Origin of the sequence: Kitasatospora sp. NPDC056531, assembly GCF_042794375.1 — a bacterium.
In the GTDB taxonomy this organism is placed as follows: domain Bacteria; phylum Actinomycetota; class Actinomycetes; order Streptomycetales; family Streptomycetaceae; genus Kitasatospora.
The window spans coordinates 331,506-349,694 of sequence record NZ_JBHTTU010000002.1 but is presented as its reverse complement, the minus strand read 5'-3'; the positions used below and the strand labels follow the sequence as shown (position 1 = coordinate 349,694).

General features: G+C 71.0%; 23 protein-coding genes and 2 pseudogenes. 16 read left to right on the top strand and 9 right to left on the bottom strand.

All coding sequences use genetic code 11. The features are described 5' to 3' along the window. Positions 1–13: 13 nt before the first annotated feature. The gene (locus tag ACFQ87_RS04305) at positions 14–616 is read left to right on the top strand and encodes a GNAT family N-acetyltransferase (protein WP_380609030.1); all 603 of its coding nucleotides are present in this window, start codon (positions 14–16) and stop codon (positions 614–616) included. 21 nt (positions 617–637) lie between these two features. Here the strand turns inward: ACFQ87_RS04305 and ACFQ87_RS04300 are convergent, their stop codons facing one another. Then, a complete protein-coding gene (locus ACFQ87_RS04300) occupies positions 638–1,057 on the bottom strand; it encodes an ATP-binding protein (RefSeq protein ID WP_380609029.1) in 420 nt (139 codons plus the stop codon). Positions 1,058–1,368: 311 nt separating this feature from the next. On the opposite strand from ACFQ87_RS04300, the gene ACFQ87_RS04295 reads away from it, so the two are divergent. The 8 genes and pseudogenes from ACFQ87_RS04295 (at position 1,369) to ACFQ87_RS04260 (ending at position 5,533) form a co-directional block, all read left to right on the top strand. Further along, positions 1,369–2,223 (top strand): helix-turn-helix domain-containing protein, encoded by an 855-nt coding sequence (locus ACFQ87_RS04295; RefSeq protein WP_380609028.1) that lies wholly within the window; start codon positions 1,369–1,371, stop codon positions 2,221–2,223. Between the two features lie 10 nt (positions 2,224–2,233). Further along, on the top strand, positions 2,234–2,422 hold the full coding sequence (locus tag ACFQ87_RS04290; protein WP_380609027.1) for a DUF397 domain-containing protein: 189 nt from the start codon (positions 2,234–2,236) through the stop codon (positions 2,420–2,422). Between the two features lie 403 nt (positions 2,423–2,825). Next, positions 2,826–3,331: pseudogene (locus ACFQ87_RS04285) on the top strand (DUF6879 family protein); the annotation flags it as partial. Positions 3,332–3,373: 42 nt separating this feature from the next. Next, positions 3,374–4,210, top strand: coding sequence for a helix-turn-helix domain-containing protein (locus ACFQ87_RS04280; RefSeq protein WP_380609026.1), 837 nt, complete (start codon positions 3,374–3,376; stop codon positions 4,208–4,210). A gap of 95 nt (positions 4,211–4,305) precedes the next feature. Further along, positions 4,306–4,551, top strand: a complete 246-nt coding sequence (locus tag ACFQ87_RS04275; RefSeq protein ID WP_380609025.1) for a hypothetical protein — start codon at positions 4,306–4,308, stop codon at positions 4,549–4,551. Further along, positions 4,548–4,760, top strand: a complete 213-nt coding sequence (locus ACFQ87_RS04270) for a hypothetical protein (protein ID WP_380609024.1) — start codon at positions 4,548–4,550, stop codon at positions 4,758–4,760. The genes ACFQ87_RS04275 and ACFQ87_RS04270 overlap by 4 nt, the downstream gene beginning before the upstream one ends. A gap of 82 nt (positions 4,761–4,842) precedes the next feature. Continuing rightward, a complete protein-coding gene (locus ACFQ87_RS04265; protein ID WP_380609023.1) occupies positions 4,843–5,079 on the top strand; it encodes a DUF397 domain-containing protein in 237 nt (78 codons plus the stop codon). 61 nt (positions 5,080–5,140) lie between these two features. Beyond that, complete coding sequence (locus ACFQ87_RS04260; protein ID WP_380609022.1) at positions 5,141–5,533, top strand: hypothetical protein; 393 nt, start codon at positions 5,141–5,143, stop codon at positions 5,531–5,533. 53 nt (positions 5,534–5,586) lie between these two features. On the opposite strand, the gene ACFQ87_RS04255 is transcribed toward ACFQ87_RS04260, so the two are convergent. Continuing rightward, positions 5,587–5,742 carry a hypothetical protein gene (locus tag ACFQ87_RS04255; RefSeq protein ID WP_380609021.1) on the bottom strand — a complete coding sequence of 52 codons (156 nt, stop codon included), beginning with the start codon at positions 5,740–5,742 and terminating at the stop codon, positions 5,587–5,589. Positions 5,743–6,082: 340 nt separating this feature from the next. Here ACFQ87_RS04255 and ACFQ87_RS04250 point away from each other — a divergent pair, with 340 nt between their 5' ends. The 3 genes from ACFQ87_RS04250 to metG all read left to right on the top strand — a co-directional run bounded on the left by ACFQ87_RS04250 (position 6,083) and on the right by metG (position 9,007). Continuing rightward, positions 6,083–6,931, top strand: coding sequence for a helix-turn-helix domain-containing protein (locus tag ACFQ87_RS04250; protein WP_380609020.1), 849 nt, complete (start codon positions 6,083–6,085; stop codon positions 6,929–6,931). Next, on the top strand, positions 6,928–7,140 hold the full coding sequence (locus ACFQ87_RS04245; protein ID WP_380609019.1) for a DUF397 domain-containing protein: 213 nt from the start codon (positions 6,928–6,930) through the stop codon (positions 7,138–7,140). Before ACFQ87_RS04250 ends, ACFQ87_RS04245 begins: the two co-directional genes overlap by 4 nt. Positions 7,141–7,273: 133 nt before the next feature. Beyond that, a complete protein-coding gene (metG, locus tag ACFQ87_RS04240) occupies positions 7,274–9,007 on the top strand; it encodes a methionine--tRNA ligase (RefSeq protein ID WP_380609018.1) in 1,734 nt (577 codons plus the stop codon). 107 nt (positions 9,008–9,114) lie between these two features. Here the strand turns inward: metG and cutA are convergent, their stop codons facing one another. The 4 genes and pseudogenes from cutA to ACFQ87_RS04220 form a co-directional block, all read right to left on the bottom strand. Continuing rightward, a complete protein-coding gene (gene cutA / locus ACFQ87_RS04235; RefSeq protein ID WP_380609017.1) occupies positions 9,115–9,444 on the bottom strand; it encodes a divalent-cation tolerance protein CutA in 330 nt (109 codons plus the stop codon). A 99-nt stretch (positions 9,445–9,543) separates the two neighbouring features. Then, positions 9,544–10,476 carry a class I SAM-dependent methyltransferase gene (locus ACFQ87_RS04230; protein WP_380609016.1) on the bottom strand — a complete coding sequence of 311 codons (933 nt, stop codon included), beginning with the start codon at positions 10,474–10,476 and terminating at the stop codon, positions 9,544–9,546. Positions 10,477–10,570: 94 nt separating this feature from the next. Then, positions 10,571–10,780: pseudogene (locus ACFQ87_RS04225) on the bottom strand (FAD-dependent oxidoreductase); the annotation flags it as partial. A gap of 106 nt (positions 10,781–10,886) precedes the next feature. Further along, on the bottom strand, positions 10,887–11,897 hold the full coding sequence (locus tag ACFQ87_RS04220; RefSeq protein ID WP_380609015.1) for a hypothetical protein: 1,011 nt from the start codon (positions 11,895–11,897) through the stop codon (positions 10,887–10,889). Positions 11,898–12,062: 165 nt separating this feature from the next. Here ACFQ87_RS04220 and ACFQ87_RS04215 point away from each other — a divergent pair, with 165 nt between their 5' ends. Next, a complete protein-coding gene (locus ACFQ87_RS04215; RefSeq protein ID WP_380609014.1) occupies positions 12,063–13,118 on the top strand; it encodes an aldo/keto reductase in 1,056 nt (351 codons plus the stop codon). A 69-nt stretch (positions 13,119–13,187) separates the two neighbouring features. On the opposite strand, the gene ACFQ87_RS04210 is transcribed toward ACFQ87_RS04215, so the two are convergent. After that, the gene (locus ACFQ87_RS04210; RefSeq protein WP_380609013.1) at positions 13,188–13,757 is read right to left on the bottom strand and encodes a GNAT family N-acetyltransferase; all 570 of its coding nucleotides are present in this window, start codon (positions 13,755–13,757) and stop codon (positions 13,188–13,190) included. Positions 13,758–13,780: 23 nt separating this feature from the next. Next, complete coding sequence (locus ACFQ87_RS04205) at positions 13,781–14,698, bottom strand: NAD(P)-dependent oxidoreductase (protein ID WP_380609012.1); 918 nt, start codon at positions 14,696–14,698, stop codon at positions 13,781–13,783. A gap of 97 nt (positions 14,699–14,795) precedes the next feature. On the opposite strand from ACFQ87_RS04205, the gene ACFQ87_RS04200 reads away from it, so the two are divergent. Beyond that, positions 14,796–15,143, top strand: coding sequence for a winged helix-turn-helix transcriptional regulator (locus ACFQ87_RS04200; protein WP_380609011.1), 348 nt, complete (start codon positions 14,796–14,798; stop codon positions 15,141–15,143). A gap of 1 nt (position 15,144) precedes the next feature. On the opposite strand, the gene ACFQ87_RS04195 is transcribed toward ACFQ87_RS04200, so the two are convergent. Continuing rightward, on the bottom strand, positions 15,145–15,633 hold the full coding sequence (locus ACFQ87_RS04195) for an LURP-one-related/scramblase family protein (RefSeq protein ID WP_380609010.1): 489 nt from the start codon (positions 15,631–15,633) through the stop codon (positions 15,145–15,147). A 98-nt stretch (positions 15,634–15,731) separates the two neighbouring features. On the opposite strand from ACFQ87_RS04195, the gene ACFQ87_RS04190 reads away from it, so the two are divergent. Then, the gene (locus ACFQ87_RS04190; RefSeq protein WP_380609009.1) at positions 15,732–16,235 is read left to right on the top strand and encodes a GNAT family N-acetyltransferase; all 504 of its coding nucleotides are present in this window, start codon (positions 15,732–15,734) and stop codon (positions 16,233–16,235) included. A 65-nt stretch (positions 16,236–16,300) separates the two neighbouring features. Beyond that, complete coding sequence (locus ACFQ87_RS04185) at positions 16,301–18,115, top strand: NHL domain-containing thioredoxin family protein (RefSeq protein ID WP_380609008.1); 1,815 nt, start codon at positions 16,301–16,303, stop codon at positions 18,113–18,115. The last annotated feature ends 74 nt before the right edge of the window (positions 18,116–18,189 follow it).

Sequence of the window (18,189 nt, the reverse complement as noted above, 5' to 3'; positions counted from 1 at the left end):
CTACGTTCGGATCATGACCGCGAAGCTGCCCGCACCCGTCACCCTCACCGGCCACCACATCCGCCTGGAGCCGCTGGAGCACCGCCACCTCACCGACCTCTGGGCCACCGTCGGCTCCGAGCCCGAGGTCTGGCGCTGGACCATGAACCTCCCGCCCGCCACGGAGGAGGAGCTCGGCAGGATCCTCGACACCCGCATCGCGGAGGCCGCCGCCGGGGAGTCGGTGTACTTCGCCGCCGTCGACCTCGCGAGCGGCACCGCCGTCGGCATCACCGGCTACCACGACTTCAGCGCCAAGGACGAGTTCGTGGAGATCGGCGGCACCCTGTACGCCCGCTCGGTCTGGCGCACCGCGGTCAACACCGAGGCCAAGCTGCTGCTGCTCACCCACGCCTTCGAGGACCTGGGCATGGGCCGCGTCTTCTGGAAGACCGACGCCCTCAACGAACGCTCCCGCAACGCGATCCTGCGCCTCGGCGCCCAGTTCGAGGGCGTCTTCCGCCGCCACCGGCTCCGCCCCACCGGCACCTGGCGTGACAGCGCCTACTTCTCGATGCTCGCCGACGAGTGGCCGGCCGCCAAGTCCCGCCTGGTGGAGCGCCTTTCGCGGGGGTGACGGATAGAGCGGCCACCTCGATCACTTGCCACTCACGGCAGCGACGGCCCACACCGCCTTGCCGTAACTGCCGATCAGTTCGACGCCCCACTCCTCCGAGAGGGCTTCGACGATGTCCAGGCCCCGGCCGCTCGCCCGCGAGTCGTCCGGGGCCTGCCGTTGGAGCGGGTTCCCCGAGGCATCGGAAACGGTGATGTGCAGCTTGCCGCAATGGAGTTCGAGCACGACGCTCGGCCGGCCCTCCCCGTGGACCAGCGCGTTGGTCACCAGCTCGGAGACGATGAGGCACGCCGAGTCCGGGTCCAGCCCCATGGCGTGGAGGACGTCCCGGAGGAGCCGCCGGATCGGCCCGACCATCCCGGGAAGGGCCGGCGGGGAGCGGTCGAGCCGGAATTCGGAGACGAGGGGGTCCCTGGCGGGACGGAACTGTGGAAGGCACATGGCTTTCTCCAGCCCTGAGTTGAGTGGAATGCACCTGGAAGAGAAGAGGAACCCCGTGGCCTGCCCCCGCCGACGGTGGAGAAGGGCAGGCGTCGACAGCCTGCACCCCCACACCCGGGGTGCACTTCGGGACCACTGACGCGACTTAACGTAAGCGGCTCACTACATACGGTAGGCCATCCCCCGACAGTCGTGCCACCCGTTCCGTGGCATTAGTGCCCCAAGAATTTGGGGAACATATGCCCCAATTGGCGATGGTCGCGGACCGCCTGAAGTGGACTGCCCGCCGCAGGACGCGGGAGACTCTCCGCATGCCGCCGAGGACCACACCGACCGCCCGCCAGTTGCGCGTTGGCCTGGAGCTGCGAAAGATGCGCGACTCCGCCAGGAAGACCACGGCTGACGCAGCCTCAACTCTCGGCCTGGACCGGACGAAGATCACCCAGATCGAGAAGGGTCTCTACCCCATCTCGCCCGACCGCGTCCGAACCCTTGCCTGTGAGTACCAGGAAGGCGATTCGGCCTACGTCGAAGCACTCGCCGCAGTCGCTGCGGAGCGCGGCAAGGGCTGGTGGGAGGAGTTCCGGGGCGTCCTGCCCGCGAGCCTCCTCGACATCTCGGAACTCGAACACCGAGCCGAGGGCCCGATACGGACCTTCCAGATCGGTCATCCACCAGGCCTGCTCCAGACCGAGGACACCGCCCGCGCGATCTTCGAGTTGGTGCACCCGCGTCTGCCCGCTCGGGACCTCTGGGCGCGGATCGCCCACCGCATGGAGCGGGTCCAGGTCCTCACCAGGCCGGCCGCCGTCGAGTACGACGCGATCGTCCACGAGGCGGCCCTGCGCATGAGGTTCGGTGGAAAGGACGTGGCCCGCGCTCAGCTCGAACACCTCCGCGCGATGACCGAGCGCGCCAACATCACCGTGCGGGTCATCACCTTCGACGCCCCCGGCTTCTCCGGCGCCGGTAACGCCGTCCTCTACGTCGGTGGCGCCGTCCCACGACTGGACACCGTGCAGATCGACTCCGTGCACGGCCCGATCTTCCTTGATGACGCCAACCAGCTGCGGAACTACCGCGAGACGCTCGACGCCATGGAGAGGTCGGCGCTCAGCCCGGCCGACTCGGTCGCCTTCATGGATGATCTCCTGAAGACATCCTGAAAGGGGAACCATGGAAGACCTCGATTGGCGCACCCCTAGCATCTGCGGCGCGGGCAACAACTGCCCCGAGGTCGCGATCACGGCCGATTCAGTCCTCGTCCGCAGCAGCCTCGCCCGCGATGTGCCGCCGGCTCGCCTCACCCACCAGGAGTGGAGGGACCTCCTCGACGGCATAGCCAAGGGCGAGTTCACCGTCTGACAGCTTGTTCCGGCGGCCTCTTGCGCGTCGCAAGAGGCCGCCGGCCAGAAGCGCTGCTGGTCATCCGGTAGTCACGTGACCAGCACCTCGGCCTGCTGGGATTGGGCGAAACCCTGACAGGAGCGGGGTCGGCGGAGCACCATCCGAGCAGTGCAACCAAGCGCAACCGATTCGATGCGGGAGGATCACATGCCACTACGGTTCATTGGCAAGGACGACAAGTCCGGCGACCACGGCTCGCCCACGGTTTGGGTGGACCCCGAGACCTCTGACTTCGTCATCCAGGGCTGAAAAATCGACGCCGCGACCGAGGCTGACTGCTTGGCCGATGCCCCGATCCCGGACCATGAGACCGTGGTCCGCATTCCGGCTCACATGGCGTAGGTTCTCAAGGAGGCGCTAGATGTCGCAGAGCTTGACTAGCTTCGCGGATCTCATCAGGTCAGCGAGGCGGTCGGCGCTGCACCTTGAAATGCGCGATGTTTACTCGGTCGAGAACGAGACCGAGGGTTTCAGGGCGTGGAGGGATGGTCATCGACTAGACCCCAACGACCGCGCGTCCTGGTGGCGTCCGTGGCTTGACCTGGTACAGGAGGTCACCGCAAACGGTGTTGCCGTACGGCGCGCCCGGATCGTCTCCGAGCCGGCCAGTGAGTACATCCGCTATGAGCACTCGTTCACGTTCACCAACGTGGCCGGAGGCGAAGAGTGCGGTGGTTGCCCAGGCGCAATGCGTCCGACCTCGCCCTACCGGGTAACGACTACTGGCTCTTCGACGGCCGGATTGTTCAGTTCAACGTGTTCGACGGCGATGGACGATGGGTCCACACCGACGAGACTGAGGATCCGTCTGTAGCTCAGTTCTGCGCTTCGGCCTTCGAAGCAGTGTGGGAACGGGCAATCCCGCACGCGAAGTTCGCGATCTGATCGCCCACCAATCTCGGCTGGCTCATGTCCTCGTCCCCCCTGTCCACTGCCAAGGTAGCCCGAAAGGCTCTCGCTGACCGGCTGGACCAGATCAGACGTGATGCGGGGAAGACGGGGCTTGAGCTGGCTGAACAGTGCGGGTGGCACAAGTCGAAGTCGTCTCGGATCGCCCGAGGACTGACCGTACCCTCGGATGACGACATCCGCGCATGGTGCCAGGCGTGTGATGCTGAGGATCAAGCCGCTGATCTGATCGCAGCGTCACGCACGGCTGAGTCGATGTATGTGCAGTGGCGAGAGATCCATCGGGACGGCATGAGGCGCGTCCATGAGCGGACTCAACGGACCACGATTTTCCGGGTGTATGCCTCGAACGTCGTGCCCGGCATGGTGCAGACAGCCGGCTACGCGTCCGGGCTTCTCCGGTCCATCACAGAGTTTCAGGGCACTCCTGATGACGTCGAGCAGGCCGTTCAAGCGCGGCTAAGCCGGTCCAGGGTGCTCCGAGAAGGCAATCACCGGTTCGCGCTGATCCTCGAAGAGACAGTGCTCCACCACAGAGTCAGCGATGACGACGAGATGGCTGAACAGCTCCACAGTCTTCTCACGGTCATGAGGCAGCCAAATGTCTCTCTGGGCATCATCCCGTTCCGCGCTCGGCGTTCGATCTGGCCCCTGGAGGCGTTCTACGCCTTCGATGACAGCCTGGTGGCAGTCGAGACCCTGACGGCTGAGATCAACGTGACTGCCCCAGGAGAGATCCGAACGTACCTCAGAGCATTCGACGGGCTCTCCAAGACCGCTGTGCGCGGGCCGGAGGCACGGGCCTGCATCGAGCGGGCTCTCGACTCGTTCAACTGAACCTCTGCAACCGCGTGCAACCGCGTGGACTCTCGCTGTTACTGCTCCCTACCTTCGAAGCACCGATCAGTAGCCGAGCGCGAGGGAGCCAAGGTATGTCCGTGGCGAATGCCCAGCAGCACGACGCGAACCAGCCGTCGAAGCGTCGCCGCACCCACGCGGAGCCCATGGAGCGGATCGAGAACAACCCGGTTCGGAAGGATCTGACGACCGGGCGTCTGGTGGAGCTGGTGGGAGCCGAGGACGGCAGGGCCCTGGTCCGGCCGCTGTTCGAGCCGGACACCCCTCCCCGCCGGGTGCCCGTCGACCAGCTCACCACCCGCATCAGCCTGTGGGGGTGACCGTGGCCGAGCAGTGGGTGCCGGAGGCCGGCCAGCGCGTCTACGAGCGTCGTACCGGCGCCGCCGTGGAGATCATGGAGATCGGCACGACCGGCATCTACGTCCGCCCGTTGCGTGGCGGACTGGAGCGCGTGGTCCGGCGTGCCGACCTGGTCCCGCCGAACGATGCCCCGGGCGGCTTCTTCGACTGGCAGGCCTCGCGCGGGTGAGCCCCGCTTTGAGTCTTCCGCCCAAGTCCTGGGCGGGACGGGGCCGTTCCGTGCGCCGAAGCGATACCGGAAGGTGCAGGCGATGACCGATCACAACCTGTACGACCTCGACCTCTCGCAGGTCGAGTTCAACCGCGCGTGCGGCGGCAACCAGGGCGGGGGCGACGACGGCGAGTCGTGCGTGACCCTCGGCCTGGTCGAGCGCGGCGTCTACGCCCTGGGCGACAGCAAGCGTCCCGACCGCAAGCCGCTGCTGTTCACCGCCAAAGAGTTGACCGAGGCCGGGATCGACCCGGCTCGGTTCGGACTGTCGGTATAGCAGGCGAACCTCCCTGGCCGTCCGCAGCGGCGGCTGCGGACGGCCAGGTAAGGAGCGAGCGATGCACTTCCACGGCTACGAATGGGCCGGTGACGGCCGGCTGCTGGCGAAGGAATCGGAGCGCCGCCCGGCCGAGGGCGGAGGCTTCGGGCTCTCGGAGCTTCCGCCGCTGATGACGGGCTGGTGGCTGCTGCGGCCGGACACTCAGATCCGGGGCACCTGGGAGACGGCGACCGAAGCGGTCGAATGGCTTGCGGGGCGGTACGAGGAGCACACGCCCGGTGGTGATCCCTGGTTACCGACTGAGGCGCGGCGGCAGCGGGCGATTGGGCAACTGGGCCGGGCCTCGGACGTGGTGTGGTCTCGGTGGGTGTCCGACAGCCGATGGTCGGGCCACTACGTGATCGCGTGTTCCAACAAGGCCTGGCCACGTTTCACTTGTCCGGCGAGATGAGGCCTGCGTCCCAGACCGTCTGGGACGCAGGTCTTCGTGGGTGGGGGTGTGGGCTACTCGGGCTTGCCGGGGACGGAATGGCGGGCGGCGAACTCGCGCTTCGCGGGGCGGGGTAGCCGGGGTTGCATGTTGACCAGCCAGACCAGCCAGCCGACGAAGAGGACGGCGAGGAGAAGGGCGGACAACGCGGCGACCAGGAGGGCGTTCATCGGGTTGCGGAAATGCGGTGGGGAAGGGGGTGGGGAAGGCGGAGAGACGAGGGAAGGGGCACGGCTGTCTCCGGTCGGTGATGCCGAACGCCCTTACCATGCATCTGGTGTGTAATTACGGCTGACTGGCAGGGCTGATAGGCGACTTGGCGACTGTTTAGGCGACAACAAGTCAGCGAGTGACACGTACGACCTTAGAGTCAGGGTGCCAGAGTTGCTACCGAGGAGGTGGACGTTCACTCCATCGTGGGGTATCCCCCATTTCGCTAGCTAGGGCCGGGTCGCCACGGCACACTTCACCGGAAGCATCGACCGAAGCCGCGATCCGGAGAAGAGAGTCATGCCACCCCGCTTGTCGCCGACCGTGCGCCAGCAGCGCCTTGGGATCGAGCTGCGCAAGATGCGCGAACGCGTGGGCGTGACGCCCAAAAGCCTGGCCGCCACAATCGGCACCGACCTGCCCAAGATCTCCCAGATGGAGAACGGGAAGTCGGGCATCAGCGCCGAACGGCTGCGGATCTGGGCGCGCGCCTGCAGCTGCGCCGAAGGCCCGTACCTGGACGCCCTGCTCGCGATGACGCAGGACCGGCGGAAGTACTGGTGGGACGGCTTTCGGGGCCGGATGCCGAGCGGGATCGTCGACATCGCGGAGATGGAACACCACGCGGCCTCGCTGTCCATCCTCAACAGCACCTTCGTTCCCGGCCTGCTGCAGACCCCGGCGTACGCGGCCGCGGTGTTCGAGCGGCTCCCCGCGCACGTCCGGCAGGAGGCGGAGGCCCGGATGGCATTCCGGATTCGGCGCCAGCAGATCTTCGTCGACCGTCCGAAGCCGTACAGCGCGATCCTGCACGAGTCCGCGCTGCGGATGCAGTTCGGCGGTCCGGAAGTACTGCGCGACCAATTGCAGAGCCTGCTGGAGAATTCCGAACGGCCCGGGCTGGAAATCCGGGTGATCCCGTTCAGCGTCCCCACCTACACCGGGTCCGGGGAGAGCCTGTATCTCGCCCGCGGGCCGGTCCCGGAGCTGGACACCGTCCAGATCGACCTCTCCCACGGGCCGAAGTTCGTGCACGCCGAAGCCGAATTGGACTCCTACCGCCGGATCAAGGAGAAGACCGCGACGATCGCGCTCGGGACGGACGAGTCCCGGGACTTCATCCGGGCCTTACTGAAAGACTTCTCATGAACGTGTGGCTGAACGTGTGGCGCAAGTCGTCGGCCAGCGGTGAGAGCGCCGACTGCGTCGAGGTCAGAGCCACCGGCGGGCTTGTGGAGATCCGCGAGTCGGACCGGCCCGAGGCGATCGTGCGGACGACGCCGCGCAAGTGGGCGGCGTTCGTCCGCGGGGTGAAGGCCGGGGAGTTCGACCGGTACGCCGACTTCACCCGGCCGTGAGGCCGCCGCCCGTACGGCGCGACCGCTGCGCGGGCCACGGCGGCGGTAGGCTTGGCAGCCCACAGTGGACCCCTGCGCCTGGCACAGCACTCCGGGTGGGGTGCGCGTGCGGGAGAAATCGGAGCATCCGAGGATGGCTCGGCACCTGGTCACCAGCGCCCTTCCGTACATCAACGGGATCAAGCACCTGGGCAACATGGTCGGGTCCATGCTCCCGGCGGACGTCTACTCCCGCTACCTGCGCCAGCGCGGCCACGAGGTGCTCTACATCTGCGCCACCGACGAGCACGGCACGCCCGCCGAGCTGGCCGCGCAGGAGGCCGGGCTGCCGGTCGCCGAGTTCTGCGCCCAGGCGCACGACGCCCAGAAGGCCGTGTACGACGGCTTCGGCCTCTCCTTCGACCACTTCGGCCGCAGCTCCTCGCCGCAGAACCGGGAGATCACCCAGGAGATCGCCCGCGAGCTGCAGCGCAACGGCTTCATCGAGGAGCGCTCGATCCGCCAGGTGTACTCCAACGCCGACGGGCGCTTCCTGCCGGACCGCTACATCGTCGGCACCTGCCCGCACTGCGGCTACGACAAGGCGCGCGGCGACCAGTGCGAGAACTGCACCCGGGTGCTGGACCCGACCGACCTGCTGGAGCCGCGCTCGGCGATCAGCGGCAGCTCCGACCTGGAGGTCCGGGAGACCCGGCACCTGTTCCTGCTCCAGTCGAAGCTGACCGAGGAGGTCGAGCAGTGGATCGCCGCCAACGGCGACGACTGGCCGGTGCTGGCCTCCTCGATCGCCCGCAAGTGGCTGACCGAGGGCCTGCAGGACCGATCGATCACCCGTGACCTGGAGTGGGGCGTCCCGGTGCCGGCCGACGTGTGGCCCGAACTGGCCGCCGAGGGCAAGGTGTTCTACGTCTGGTTCGACGCCCCGATCGAGTACATCGGCGCCACCAAGGAGTGGGCGGACGCGGCCCCGGCCGGGCAGCTGCGGGACTGGAAGTCCTGGTGGTACGAGGCCGACGAGACCGTCCGCTACACCGAGTTCATGGCCAAGGACAACGTCCCGTTCCACACCGTGATGTTCCCGGCGACGATCCTCGGCTCGCGCCGCCCGTGGAAGAAGGTCGACTACGTCAAGGCCTTCAACTGGCTGACGTACTACGGCGGGAAGTTCTCCACCAGCCAGAAGCGCGGCATCTTCACCGACGTCGCGCTGGAACTGCTGCCGGCCGACTACTGGCGCTACTTCCTGATGGCGCACGCGCCCGAGTCGGACGACTCCAGCTTCACCTGGGACCTCTTCGCCTCGGTGGTCAACAAGGACCTCGCCGACACCCTCGGCAACTTCGTCAACCGGGTGCTCTCCTTCAGCCGCAAGCGCTTCGGCGACGACGTCCCCGGCGGGCACGCCCCGGGCGAGGCCGAGCAGCGCCTCGGCGAGCAGATCGCCGCCCTGCTGGCCGAGTACGAGGCCCAGCTGGACGCGCTCAACTTCCGCAAGGCGGCGCAGAGTCTGCGCGCGCTGTGGAGCGCGGGCAACGCCTACCTGGACGAGAAGGCGCCCTGGCTGCAGGTGAAGACCGACCCGGAGGCGGCGGCGCTGACCCTGCGGACGGCGATGAACCTGATCCACCTGTACGCGGTGGTCTCCGAGCCGTTCATCCCGACCGCGGCGGCGGCGATGCGCGGCGCCTTCGCCCTGCCCGAGGACTCGCCGGCGGCCACCCGCAGCTGGGTCGACGCCCAGGAGGCGCGGGCGCTGGACCTGATCCCGGCGGGGACGGCGTTCACGGTGCCGCCGGTGTTGTTCGCCAAGATCACGGACGAGGACCTGGCGACCTGGACGGCGCGCTTCGGCGGCGCCGAGGGCTAGTCGGGAGCTGGTCGGGAGCTGGTCGAGGGCCGGTACGACGAGCAGGCAGGGCCCGGGGGCTTCCCCGGGCCCTGCGGTGCCGGCCTTCCCGGAGGGCGCTTCCTGAGCTACCCGGCCGTCTCCTCCGCGACCCAGGCCAGGTAGCTGGGGCTGCCGGCGACCACCGGCACGGCGATCACCTCGGGCGTCTGGTACGAGTGCCGCCCGGCGACGAACCCGGCCAGGCGGTCGGCGAGTTCGGCCCGGGTCTTGAGGTCGATCCGCCACTCCTCGGCGTCCTGCACCTCGCCCTCCCACCAGTACACCGACCGGACGGGGTACACCTGCGCGCAGGCCGCCAGGCGCTCCCGCACCACCTCGGCGGCCAGGGACCGGGCCTGCTCCTCGCTCTCGTGGGTGGTGGTCACCACGACGAAGCCCTGCTGGTTCGCTGTCATGCGCCGACGGTATCCGTCGCACCGACGGCACCCGGAGCCCCGCCGCCGCGGCCTCGGAAGCGCAGCGACGGGGCGGCTCGGGTGCCCGCGGGCCCGGCCTCAGGGCCGGCGCGCGGTGTGGACGGTCATGGCGGAGAGGTAGAAGGCGTCCGGGCGGTTGAGGATGCCGGTGGGGGCGTCCTCGGCGAGGAGGCCCTCCAGGGTGGCGCGGTCCTCCGGGGCGAGCGCCTCGGCGAGCTGGTCGTGGCGGCGGCCGAGCTGGGCGTGCAGGTACTCGCGGACGGGCCTGACGAGCGGCGCCGGGTGGTCGACCAGGAAGGTGCGGGTGCCACTGGGGACGAGTCCGGCCCGCCGCAGCATGGCCGGCCAGTCCTCGATCTCCTCGGCGGTGTCGGGCAGTTCGGCGCGCATGGCGCTGAAGCCGTCCTCGTGGGCCGCGTCCAGCCGGGCCTGGAAACCGGGCCGGCCGAGTCCGAAGTCCCGGGGCAGGAACCGCGGCGGCAGGCCGCTCTCGGCGACGGCGAGCAGGCCGCCCAGGCGCAGCCGCGCGCCCAGGGCGGTGAGTGCGGCCTGCTGGTCGCCGAGGTGGTGGATCGCGTTGCCGGACCAGATCAGGTCGGCCTCGCCGAGCTTGTCGAACTCGGCGGGCAGATCGGCCTGTTGGGTGCCCAGTCGGCCGCCGGAGCGGGTCCGGGCGCGGTCCAGCAGAGCGGCCGACTGATCGACGGCGACCACCTCGGCCGCCGGGAAGACCTCGGCGAGCAGCCCGGCGATCACCCCGGGACCGCTGCCGACGTCCAGGACCCTCCGTACCCCGCCGTCGCCGGACAGGCCGGACAGCCAGCGCGCGGCCTCGGTGACGGCCGCGGCGCGCAGGTCGGCCTCCTGCTCCAGGTGGGCCGCGAGGGCGTCCCAGTCGAGGTCGGCGGCGGGAACGTGGCCGTGGCCGTGCTGATGGCCTTGACCGTGCTGATGGCCGCGCTGGTGGCCGCGGCCGTGCTGGTGCTGGTGCTGGTGCTGGTGCGAGGACATGGCCTCTCCTCCCGGGTCGTGAGGTCGTGGGGTTGTCGGCGGGGCGACGAAAGCTTCCCGCTCAGGCGGGCACGGCGGCGCCGGACGCGCGGTAGCGGTCGACCGCCAGCAGTGCCGCCGGGGACCAGCCGTCCCGGCTCAGGTGGCCGTGCATGTGGGCGGCGGGGGCGTTGCGCGGCTCGCCCGCGTCCACCACCGCGACCCGCCGTCGGGCCCGGCCCAGCACCAGGGCTGCGTTCAGTCCCGCCGCTCCGGCGCCGACCACCACCACGTCGTGGCGCTCCGTCGTCCTCGTCTCGCTCATGGCGCTCACCTCCCTCGCCAGGCTGCGACCGACCATCCCGTGTCAGCAAGCTTTGTTGCCGGCTCAGCAAACACCTCCCCGCTCACCCCCCTCCAGCCCCTCCCGCTCATGCGCCGGTCCGCCGCCAGTACGAGCGGGTGGCCACCGCCAGCGCGACCCCGTACCCGGCGAACGCGCACATCCCGACCCAGCCGATCTGCAGCGCCTGCCCGGGAGTGGCGAGCGCGCCCACCCGGATCTCGGTCACCCCGGTCGTGCACAGCGACAGGTAGCCGATCCCGACCAGCCCGTACGGCACCAGCGTGGCCGCGCCGATCAGCGCCGGAGTGAGCGGCAGCCAGCGCGGGACGCGACGGCCGCGCAGCAGCAGGGTCCAGCGCGGGAAGACCTGCCCCCAGGGCCGCACCAGCCCCCACAGCAGGAACACCCCGACCGCCGCCAGCAGCACCGTGCCGTCCAGCCCCCACCGCTCCAGGGTGAGCCAGATCCCGGACGAGCCGTTGTGCACGTAGTCCGCGTACATCTGGTCGCCGCTGATCCCGGCGAAACTGCCGCCGAGTGACCAGATCAGCTTCATCACGACGTACGGCACGAAGGCCAACGTCCCTGCCCAGGCCGCGAGTTGGACAGTTTCCGGAGCTGCCGAAGGGGCTCCCGAGGGGGTCTTCGAGCGGGCCGTCGAGGGAGCCGTGGACGGGGTCGTGGACGGCGCCCCCTCCGGGCCGCCGGCCAGCGCCAGCGGTCCGCGGGAGCGCGCGTTGGCGGCCAGCAGCAGCGCCCCGGCCGCCGCCAGTGTCTTGTGCACCGCGGCCGGGACGCTGTCCACGGCCTGCCCGAACAGCAGCGTCACCACGTCCATCAGCAGGCTCCAGGCCGCCACCACGGCCAGCCCGCACAGCACCCACAACACCCGGGTCAGCCATCGCGCCGACCGCAGCCGTACCGCCGCACACCCGGCCGCGACCGCCGCCAGGCCCACCCCGGCGACCACCCACCCCAGCCAGGCTCCGCCGAGCAGCGCGGTCCCGCTCAGCGCGCAGCCCAACCCGAACCCGCCGTAGCCGACTCCCCAACCGGCCACCGCCCAACCGCTCCTGACCCACCCGTGCTTCACCATGGCCCCAGGGTCACCCGCGCCGCCGCACCCCGGCCTCCGCCGGGACGACGATCCGGCTCCCCCGCCGGAGGGATCCCCGGACGCCCCTTGCCTTGGAGCGCACTCCAACTCCTAGCCTCTGAGCCACCACCGCATCACCGACCCACCACCAGGGAGAGCACAACCATGCGCCACCGCGTTCTCGGCGGCACCGGCATCGAGGTGAGCGCCTACTGCCTCGGCACGATGATGTTCGGCGCGATCGGCAACCCGGACCACGACGACTGCGCCCGGATCATCAACGCCGCGCTCGACCGGGGCATCAACTTCGTCGACACCGCCGACATCTACTCGGCCGGCGAGTCCGAGGAGATCGTCGGCCGGACGCTGGCCGCCCGCGGCGACCGCGACGACATCGTGCTCGCCACCAAGGCGCACTTCCCGATGGGCGAGGGCCGCAACCGGGGCGGCAACTCGCGGCGCTGGATCGTCCGCGAGGTCGAGGAGAGCCTGCGCCGGCTGCGTACCGACTGGATCGACCTGTACCAGATCCACCGGCCGGACCACACCACGGACATCGAGGAGACCCTCTCCGTCCTCGGCGACCTGGTCCGGGCCGGCAAGATCCGCGCCTTCGGCTGCTCGACCTTCCCCGCCGAGCAGATCGTGGACGCCCACCACGTGGCCGAGCGCCGCGCCCTGCCGCGCTTCCGCACCGAGCAGCCGCCGTACTCACTGCTCGCCCGCGGGGTGGAGCGGGACGTGCTGCCGGTGGTGCAGCAGCTCGGAATGGGCGCCCTGACCTGGGGCCCGCTGGCCGGCGGCTTCCTCACCGGCCGCTACCGCAAGGGGCAGGAGATCGACCTCACCCGCGGCCGCGCCGCGATCAACCCGGGCCGCTTCGACCCGGCGCTGCCCGCCACGGCCGCCAAGCTGGACGCGGTCGAGGCCTTCACCGAGCTCGCCGGGGAACTCGGCCGCACCCTGCCCGAGCTGGCCGTGGCCTTCCCGCTGGCACACCCCGCGGTCACCTCGGTGATCCTCGGCCCGCGCACCATGGAACAGCTCGACTCCGCCCTCAAGGGCACCGACCTGGTCCTGGACGACGCCGTCCTGGACCGGATCGACGCCATCGTCCCGCCCGGCACGGACCTCTACCAGGCCGACGGCGCCTGGCAGCCGCCGGCCCTCACCACCCCGGGCCTGCGCCGCCGCCCGACCGCCGAGCGCTCGGCGGGCTAGCGCGGCGGCGCGCCGGCACGCGGCGGGCCGGCGGCAGGCTTGACGGGGCTCGGAAGGGCTCGACGGGGCTCACCCCCTCGGCGCGGCGAAGCAGTGGACGAGGACCGTACGGCCGGAGGCCCACCGCTGCTCGCCACTGCCGAGCAGGGTCCAGCCGAGGCGGCGGTAGAGGGCCACGGCGGCGGTGTCGGTGGCGAGCACGTCGAGCACGGGGTGCAGCCCGAGCGCCCGCGCGTGCACCACGGCGCGTGCCAGCAGGTGCGCGCCGACGCCGTGGCCGCGCGCCGTCTGGGCGACGTACAGGCGGCCGATCACGGCGGTCAGTTCCGGCCGCCCGCCGGTCCGCAGGCTCCACAGCCCGGGGGCGGCATCGCCCGGGGCGCTGCGGGAGAGTCCGATGTGCCCGGTGATCCGGCCCGCCGTCTCGGCGACCCAGGCGGCCAGCAGGCCGTCCGGGGTGAGCCAGGCGGCGGGCCGCTCGGGCCAGTCGGCGGGGTAGCCGTCGACGGTGTGGACGTCGGCCAGCACCCGGACGCAGTCGGCGAGGTCGGCGGCGCGGCGCCGTCGGACGCCCGCCCCCGGACCGGTCCGCCGAGATCCGGACGCGACGACGTCGGCGCGTTCTTCAAGGTCAGCCATGCCGGTACGTTACCGGCCGCCCCTCACCGTCGCAGCAGGTCGACGAGCCCGGTCAGGTCCTCCTCGCCGCCGCCGAGCTCCAACCGGCGCTCCATCAGCCGGAAGTAGGGTTCCAGCAGTTCGGAGCTCACCCCCTGCTCCTCGGCGGTGCGCAGCAGCGTGCCCTTGCCCGCGACCTGCATCGCCAGGCTGGACGCCACGTCCTTGGTGTAGTCGCCGCTCTCCAGCTGCTCCGCGGTCCTGGCGGCGGTCCGGGACATCGCGGTGAGGTAGTCGCGGAGCAGCGGCGCGAGCTCGCCCGGCGCGACGGCCTCGCCGCGGATCAGCGCGAAGGCGTGCGTGACCCCGGCGAACATCCCGTACATGGCGCTGAGCAGTGCCACGTCGTGCAGCGCCGCGTACCCGGCGTCCTCGCCCACGTACCGAGTGTCGGCCGGGGCGGCGAGAGTCGCCCGGTGCTCCTCGAACAGCCCGGCGGAACCGCTGTAGAAGACGTACGGCCCGGTCGCCGGGACGCCGATCATCGGCGGGACGGCCATGATCCCGCCGTCCAGGTAGCGGGCGCCGCGCCGCTCGGCCCAGGCGGCGCGGGCGCGGGCCTGCTCGGGGGTGCTGGTGACCAGGTTGACCAGGTCCTTGCCGGCCAGGTCGGCGCCGGCCAGCGCCTCGTCCACGGAGGCGTCGTCGAGCAGACAGACGACGACCAGCCGGTTCGCCGCGACGGCCTCGACGGCGCTGTCGGCGACGGCGGCGCCGCGTACGGCAAGTGCGTCGGCGCGGGCGGCGGTGCGGTTCCAGACGGTCAGCGGGTGCCCCGCGGCGAGCCAGGCCCCGGCCAGCGCGGTGCCCATCGCACCGAGGCCGAGCAGGGTGAGCGGGGTGAGCGGGGTGAGCGGGGCGGGCGGGGTCCGGCGGGATTCCTCAACTGTGTTCTGTGCCATGCCGATCAGCCTCCGCGCCGACCCCGGAAACGATCAAGTACGCACTTCGAAGTGGGTGGTTACCCTGAGGTGAGGATCGAGGTCGGAAGGGGTGGGCATGGCGACCGTGCCGAGGCCTGGGGCGTACGTCTGCGGGATCGACGCCGCGATGGACGTGATCGGCGGCAAGTGGAAGGTGCTGATCCTGTGGGCCCTGGGCGAGCGCCCGTGCTGCCGCTTCGGCGAGCTGCGCCGCCTGGTGCCGGGGATCACCGAGAAGGTGCTGGCCGCCCACCTGCGCGAGCTGGAGGCGGACGGCATCGTGCACCGGAAGGCGTACGACGAGGTGCCGCCCCGGGTCGAGTACGCGCTGACCGAGGCGGGGCGGCACCTCAACGCGGCGCTCGCGCCGCTGGGGCACTGGGGGCGGGAGTACGTCCTGGGCGGGGCACCGCACCCCCGGTGACTCAGTGCTCCTCCGCCACCAGGTGGTCCACGCAGGCCGCGACGGCCAGCAGCAACCCGGTGTCCGCGCCGTCGGCGATCTCCACGCCGTAGGTGTCGCGGACCCGGAACCACTTGCGGGAGATCCGGGCGAGCTCGTCGCCGTCGTGGTTCTCGACCCGGTAGTCCTTGTCGATCAGGTTGCCGTGGATCCTCAGCTCGCCGCCGGAGGCCAGTTCCACCAGGTACTTGTCCCGGAACGGGGTGAACAGCTTCTCCCGGACGGTCGCGATCACCTCGCCGTCGACGTCCTCGATCTTCATCGCGTCGCGGACGGTGAGCATCTTCTCCTTCACCACCGCGACCACCCGCCCGTGCGAGTCCTTCAGCTCGAAGGTGTGCCGCAGCCGCAGCACCTTGCCGTCCACCAGGTACGCCTTGTGCCCCCGGTCGTCCTCGATCCAGTAGTCGTCGCCGACCGCGAACAGCTTCTCCCTGACCAGGTACCGCACCACAGCCTCCTCCGTCGCCGGTGTCGAGCCCCCATTCGAACCGACCCCCGCCCCCCGCAGAGCAGCGCCGCGCCGCGCCGCAGCGGTTCAATACCGCCATGCGACCCGACCTCAGCACCCCGCTGCGCAGCGAGCGCCTCGACCTGCTGCCGCTCGTCCCCGAGCACGCCGACGAACTGTCCGCCGCCCTCGCCGACCCCGCGCTGCACACCTTCACCGGCGGCCGCCCGGCCACCCCCAAGGAGCTGCGCACCCGCTGCGCCCGGCTCGCCGCCGGCTCCCCCGACCCGGCCGAGACCTGGGGCACCTGGGTCCTGCGGCTGCGCGCCGACGACGTCCTGACCGGCTACGTCCAGGCCACCGTCCGCCCGAAGGCCACCGAACTCGCCTGGGTGGTCGGCGCCCCCTGGCAGCGCCGCGGCCTCGCCACCGAGGCCGCCCGCACCCTCCTCGCCCACCTCACCACCCTCGGCACCGCCACGGCCGTCGCCCACATCCACCCCGACCACCTCGCCTCCGCCCACGTCGCCCGCGCCCTGGGCCTGCGCCCCACCCCGCACACCCAGGACGGCGAAACCCGCTGGCAGGCCGACCTTTCGTAACCCTGGCCGCCGAGCCCCGGCCCCACCCGGAATGCCCGCCACCATCGATGGGGTTGGATACAGCCATGGCATCTCGTGCACGTGTACGCGCCCCCGAGCTGGTCGGGGCAGGCGGTTGGCTGAACACCGGCGGCAAGGAGCTCACCCTCGCCGACTTCCGGGGCAAGATCACCGTCCTGGACTTCTGGACCTTCTGCTGTATCAACTGTCTGCACGTCCTCGACGAGCTCCGCGAGCTGGAGGAGAAGCACCGCGACACCGTGGTGATCGTCGGCGTGCACTCGCCCAAGTTCGTCCACGAGGCCGACCACCAGGCCGTCGTCGACGCCGTCGCCCGGTACGAGGTGCACCACCCGGTGCTGGACGACCCGGCGCTCGCTACCTGGAAGCAGTACGCCGTCCGCGCCTGGCCGACGCTCGTCGTGATCGACCCCGAGGGCTACGTGGTGGCCCAGCACGCCGGTGAGGGCCACGCCCACGCGATCGCCCGCCTGGTCGAGGAGCTGGAGGCCGAGCACGCCGCCAAGGGCACGCTGCGCCGGGGCGACGGCCCGTACGTGGCGCCCGAGCCCACCGCCGGGGACCTCAAGTTCCCCGGTAAGGCGGTCCGGCTGCCGAACGGACACTTCCTGGTCGCCGACTCCGGCCACCACAGCCTGGTCGAGCTGGCCGAGGACGGCGAGACGGTGGTGCGCCGGATCGGCGACGGGCAGCGCGGCCTGGTGGACGGCGCCAGCCCCCGGTTCAGCGAGCCGCAGGGCCTCGCGCTGCTGCCGGAGGGCGCCGACTACGACGTGGTCGTGGCCGACACCGTGAACCACGCGCTGCGCGGCGTGCGCCTCGCCGACGGCAGCGTCACCACCCTGGCCGGCACCGGCCGCCAGTGGTGGCAGGGCTCGGAGACCGAGGGCCCTGCCCGCGAGGTGGACCTCTCCTCGCCCTGGGACGTCGCCTGGTTCGACGGCAAGGTGTGGATCGCGATGGCCGGCGTGCACCAGCTGTGGGCGTACGACCCGGCGGACGGCACGGTCGGCGTCGCGGCCGGCACCACCAACGAGGGTCTGGTGGACGGCCCGGCCGCCGAGGCCTGGTTCGCCCAGCCGTCCGGCCTCGCCGTCTCCGCGGACGGCGGGAAGCTCTGGGTCGCCGACTCCGAGACCTCCGCGCTGCGCTTCGTTTCACGTGGAACCATGACGGTCCAAACCGCCGTCGGCACCGGCCTGTTCGACTTCGGCCACCGTGACGGCGCCGCCGACCAGGCCCTGTTCCAGCACCCGCTGGGCGTGACCGTGCTGCCGGACGGCTCGGTGGCCGTCGCCGACACCTACAACCACGCGCTGCGCCGCTTCGACCCGGCGAGCGGCGAGGTCAGTACCCTGGCCACCGATCTGCGCGAGCCCTCCGGCGCGGTGCTGGTGGACGGCGACATCGTGGTGGTCGAGTCGGCCCGGCACCGGCTGACCCGGCTGCGGCTGCCCGAGGAGGCCGTCCAGGTCGAGTCGGTGGCGCACCGCACCCAGCGCGCGGCCACCGAGGTCGCGCCCGGCGCCTTCCGACTGGACGTGGTCTTCGAGGCGCCGAGCGGCCAGAAGCTGGACGAGCGCTACGGTCCGTCCACCCGGCTGCTGGTCAGCGCGACCCCGCCCGAGCTGCTGGTCTCCGGCGCCGGCGCGGACTCCGCCCTCTCCCGCGAGCTGGTGCTCTCCGACCAGGTCACCGAGGGCGTGCTGCACGTCTCGGCGATGGCGGCCTCCTGCGACGACGACCCGGAGATCGAGTTCCCGGCCTGCCACGTGCACCAGCAGGACTGGGGCGTGCCGGTGAAGCTGGTCGCCGACGGCGCCCGCCGCCTCCCGCTGGTCCTGGCCGGGATGGAGTAACCGGACGGGTGAAGAGGCGGGGGAACGGGGGGAGGGAGGGGGCATAGCAGCCGGCACCTTCCCCTTCCATTCCC

Bases quoted from the DNA above. Each gene is read 5' to 3' on its own strand.
- ACFQ87_RS04205 (WP_380609012.1), bottom strand. From the start codon at position 14,698: ATGGCACAGAACACAGTTGAGGAATCCCGCCGGACCCCGCCCGCCCCG.
- ACFQ87_RS04260 (WP_380609022.1), top strand. From the start codon at position 5,141: ATGCACTTCCACGGCTACGAATGGGCCGGTGACGGCCGGCTGCTGGCG.
- ACFQ87_RS04265 (WP_380609023.1), top strand. From the start codon at position 4,843: ATGACCGATCACAACCTGTACGACCTCGACCTCTCGCAGGTCGAGTTC.
- ACFQ87_RS04200 (WP_380609011.1), top strand. From the start codon at position 14,796: ATGGCGACCGTGCCGAGGCCTGGGGCGTACGTCTGCGGGATCGACGCC.
- ACFQ87_RS04190 (WP_380609009.1), top strand. From the start codon at position 15,732: ATGCGACCCGACCTCAGCACCCCGCTGCGCAGCGAGCGCCTCGACCTG.
- ACFQ87_RS04305 (WP_380609030.1), top strand. From the start codon at position 14: ATGACCGCGAAGCTGCCCGCACCCGTCACCCTCACCGGCCACCACATC.
- ACFQ87_RS04290 (WP_380609027.1), top strand. From the start codon at position 2,234: ATGGAAGACCTCGATTGGCGCACCCCTAGCATCTGCGGCGCGGGCAAC.
- ACFQ87_RS04245 (WP_380609019.1), top strand. From the start codon at position 6,928: ATGAACGTGTGGCTGAACGTGTGGCGCAAGTCGTCGGCCAGCGGTGAG.
- cutA (WP_380609017.1), bottom strand. From the start codon at position 9,444: ATGACAGCGAACCAGCAGGGCTTCGTCGTGGTGACCACCACCCACGAG.
- metG (WP_380609018.1), top strand. From the start codon at position 7,274: ATGGCTCGGCACCTGGTCACCAGCGCCCTTCCGTACATCAACGGGATC.
- ACFQ87_RS04295 (WP_380609028.1), top strand. From the start codon at position 1,369: ATGCCGCCGAGGACCACACCGACCGCCCGCCAGTTGCGCGTTGGCCTG.
- ACFQ87_RS04255 (WP_380609021.1), bottom strand. From the start codon at position 5,742: ATGAACGCCCTCCTGGTCGCCGCGTTGTCCGCCCTTCTCCTCGCCGTC.
- ACFQ87_RS04250 (WP_380609020.1), top strand. From the start codon at position 6,083: ATGCCACCCCGCTTGTCGCCGACCGTGCGCCAGCAGCGCCTTGGGATC.
- ACFQ87_RS04185 (WP_380609008.1), top strand. From the start codon at position 16,301: ATGGCATCTCGTGCACGTGTACGCGCCCCCGAGCTGGTCGGGGCAGGC.
- ACFQ87_RS04210 (WP_380609013.1), bottom strand. From the start codon at position 13,757: ATGGCTGACCTTGAAGAACGCGCCGACGTCGTCGCGTCCGGATCTCGG.
- ACFQ87_RS04280 (WP_380609026.1), top strand. From the start codon at position 3,374: ATGTCCTCGTCCCCCCTGTCCACTGCCAAGGTAGCCCGAAAGGCTCTC.
- ACFQ87_RS04220 (WP_380609015.1), bottom strand. From the start codon at position 11,897: ATGGTGAAGCACGGGTGGGTCAGGAGCGGTTGGGCGGTGGCCGGTTGG.
- ACFQ87_RS04300 (WP_380609029.1), bottom strand. From the start codon at position 1,057: ATGTGCCTTCCACAGTTCCGTCCCGCCAGGGACCCCCTCGTCTCCGAA.
- ACFQ87_RS04215 (WP_380609014.1), top strand. From the start codon at position 12,063: ATGCGCCACCGCGTTCTCGGCGGCACCGGCATCGAGGTGAGCGCCTAC.
- ACFQ87_RS04275 (WP_380609025.1), top strand. From the start codon at position 4,306: ATGTCCGTGGCGAATGCCCAGCAGCACGACGCGAACCAGCCGTCGAAG.
- ACFQ87_RS04230 (WP_380609016.1), bottom strand. From the start codon at position 10,476: ATGTCCTCGCACCAGCACCAGCACCAGCACCAGCACGGCCGCGGCCAC.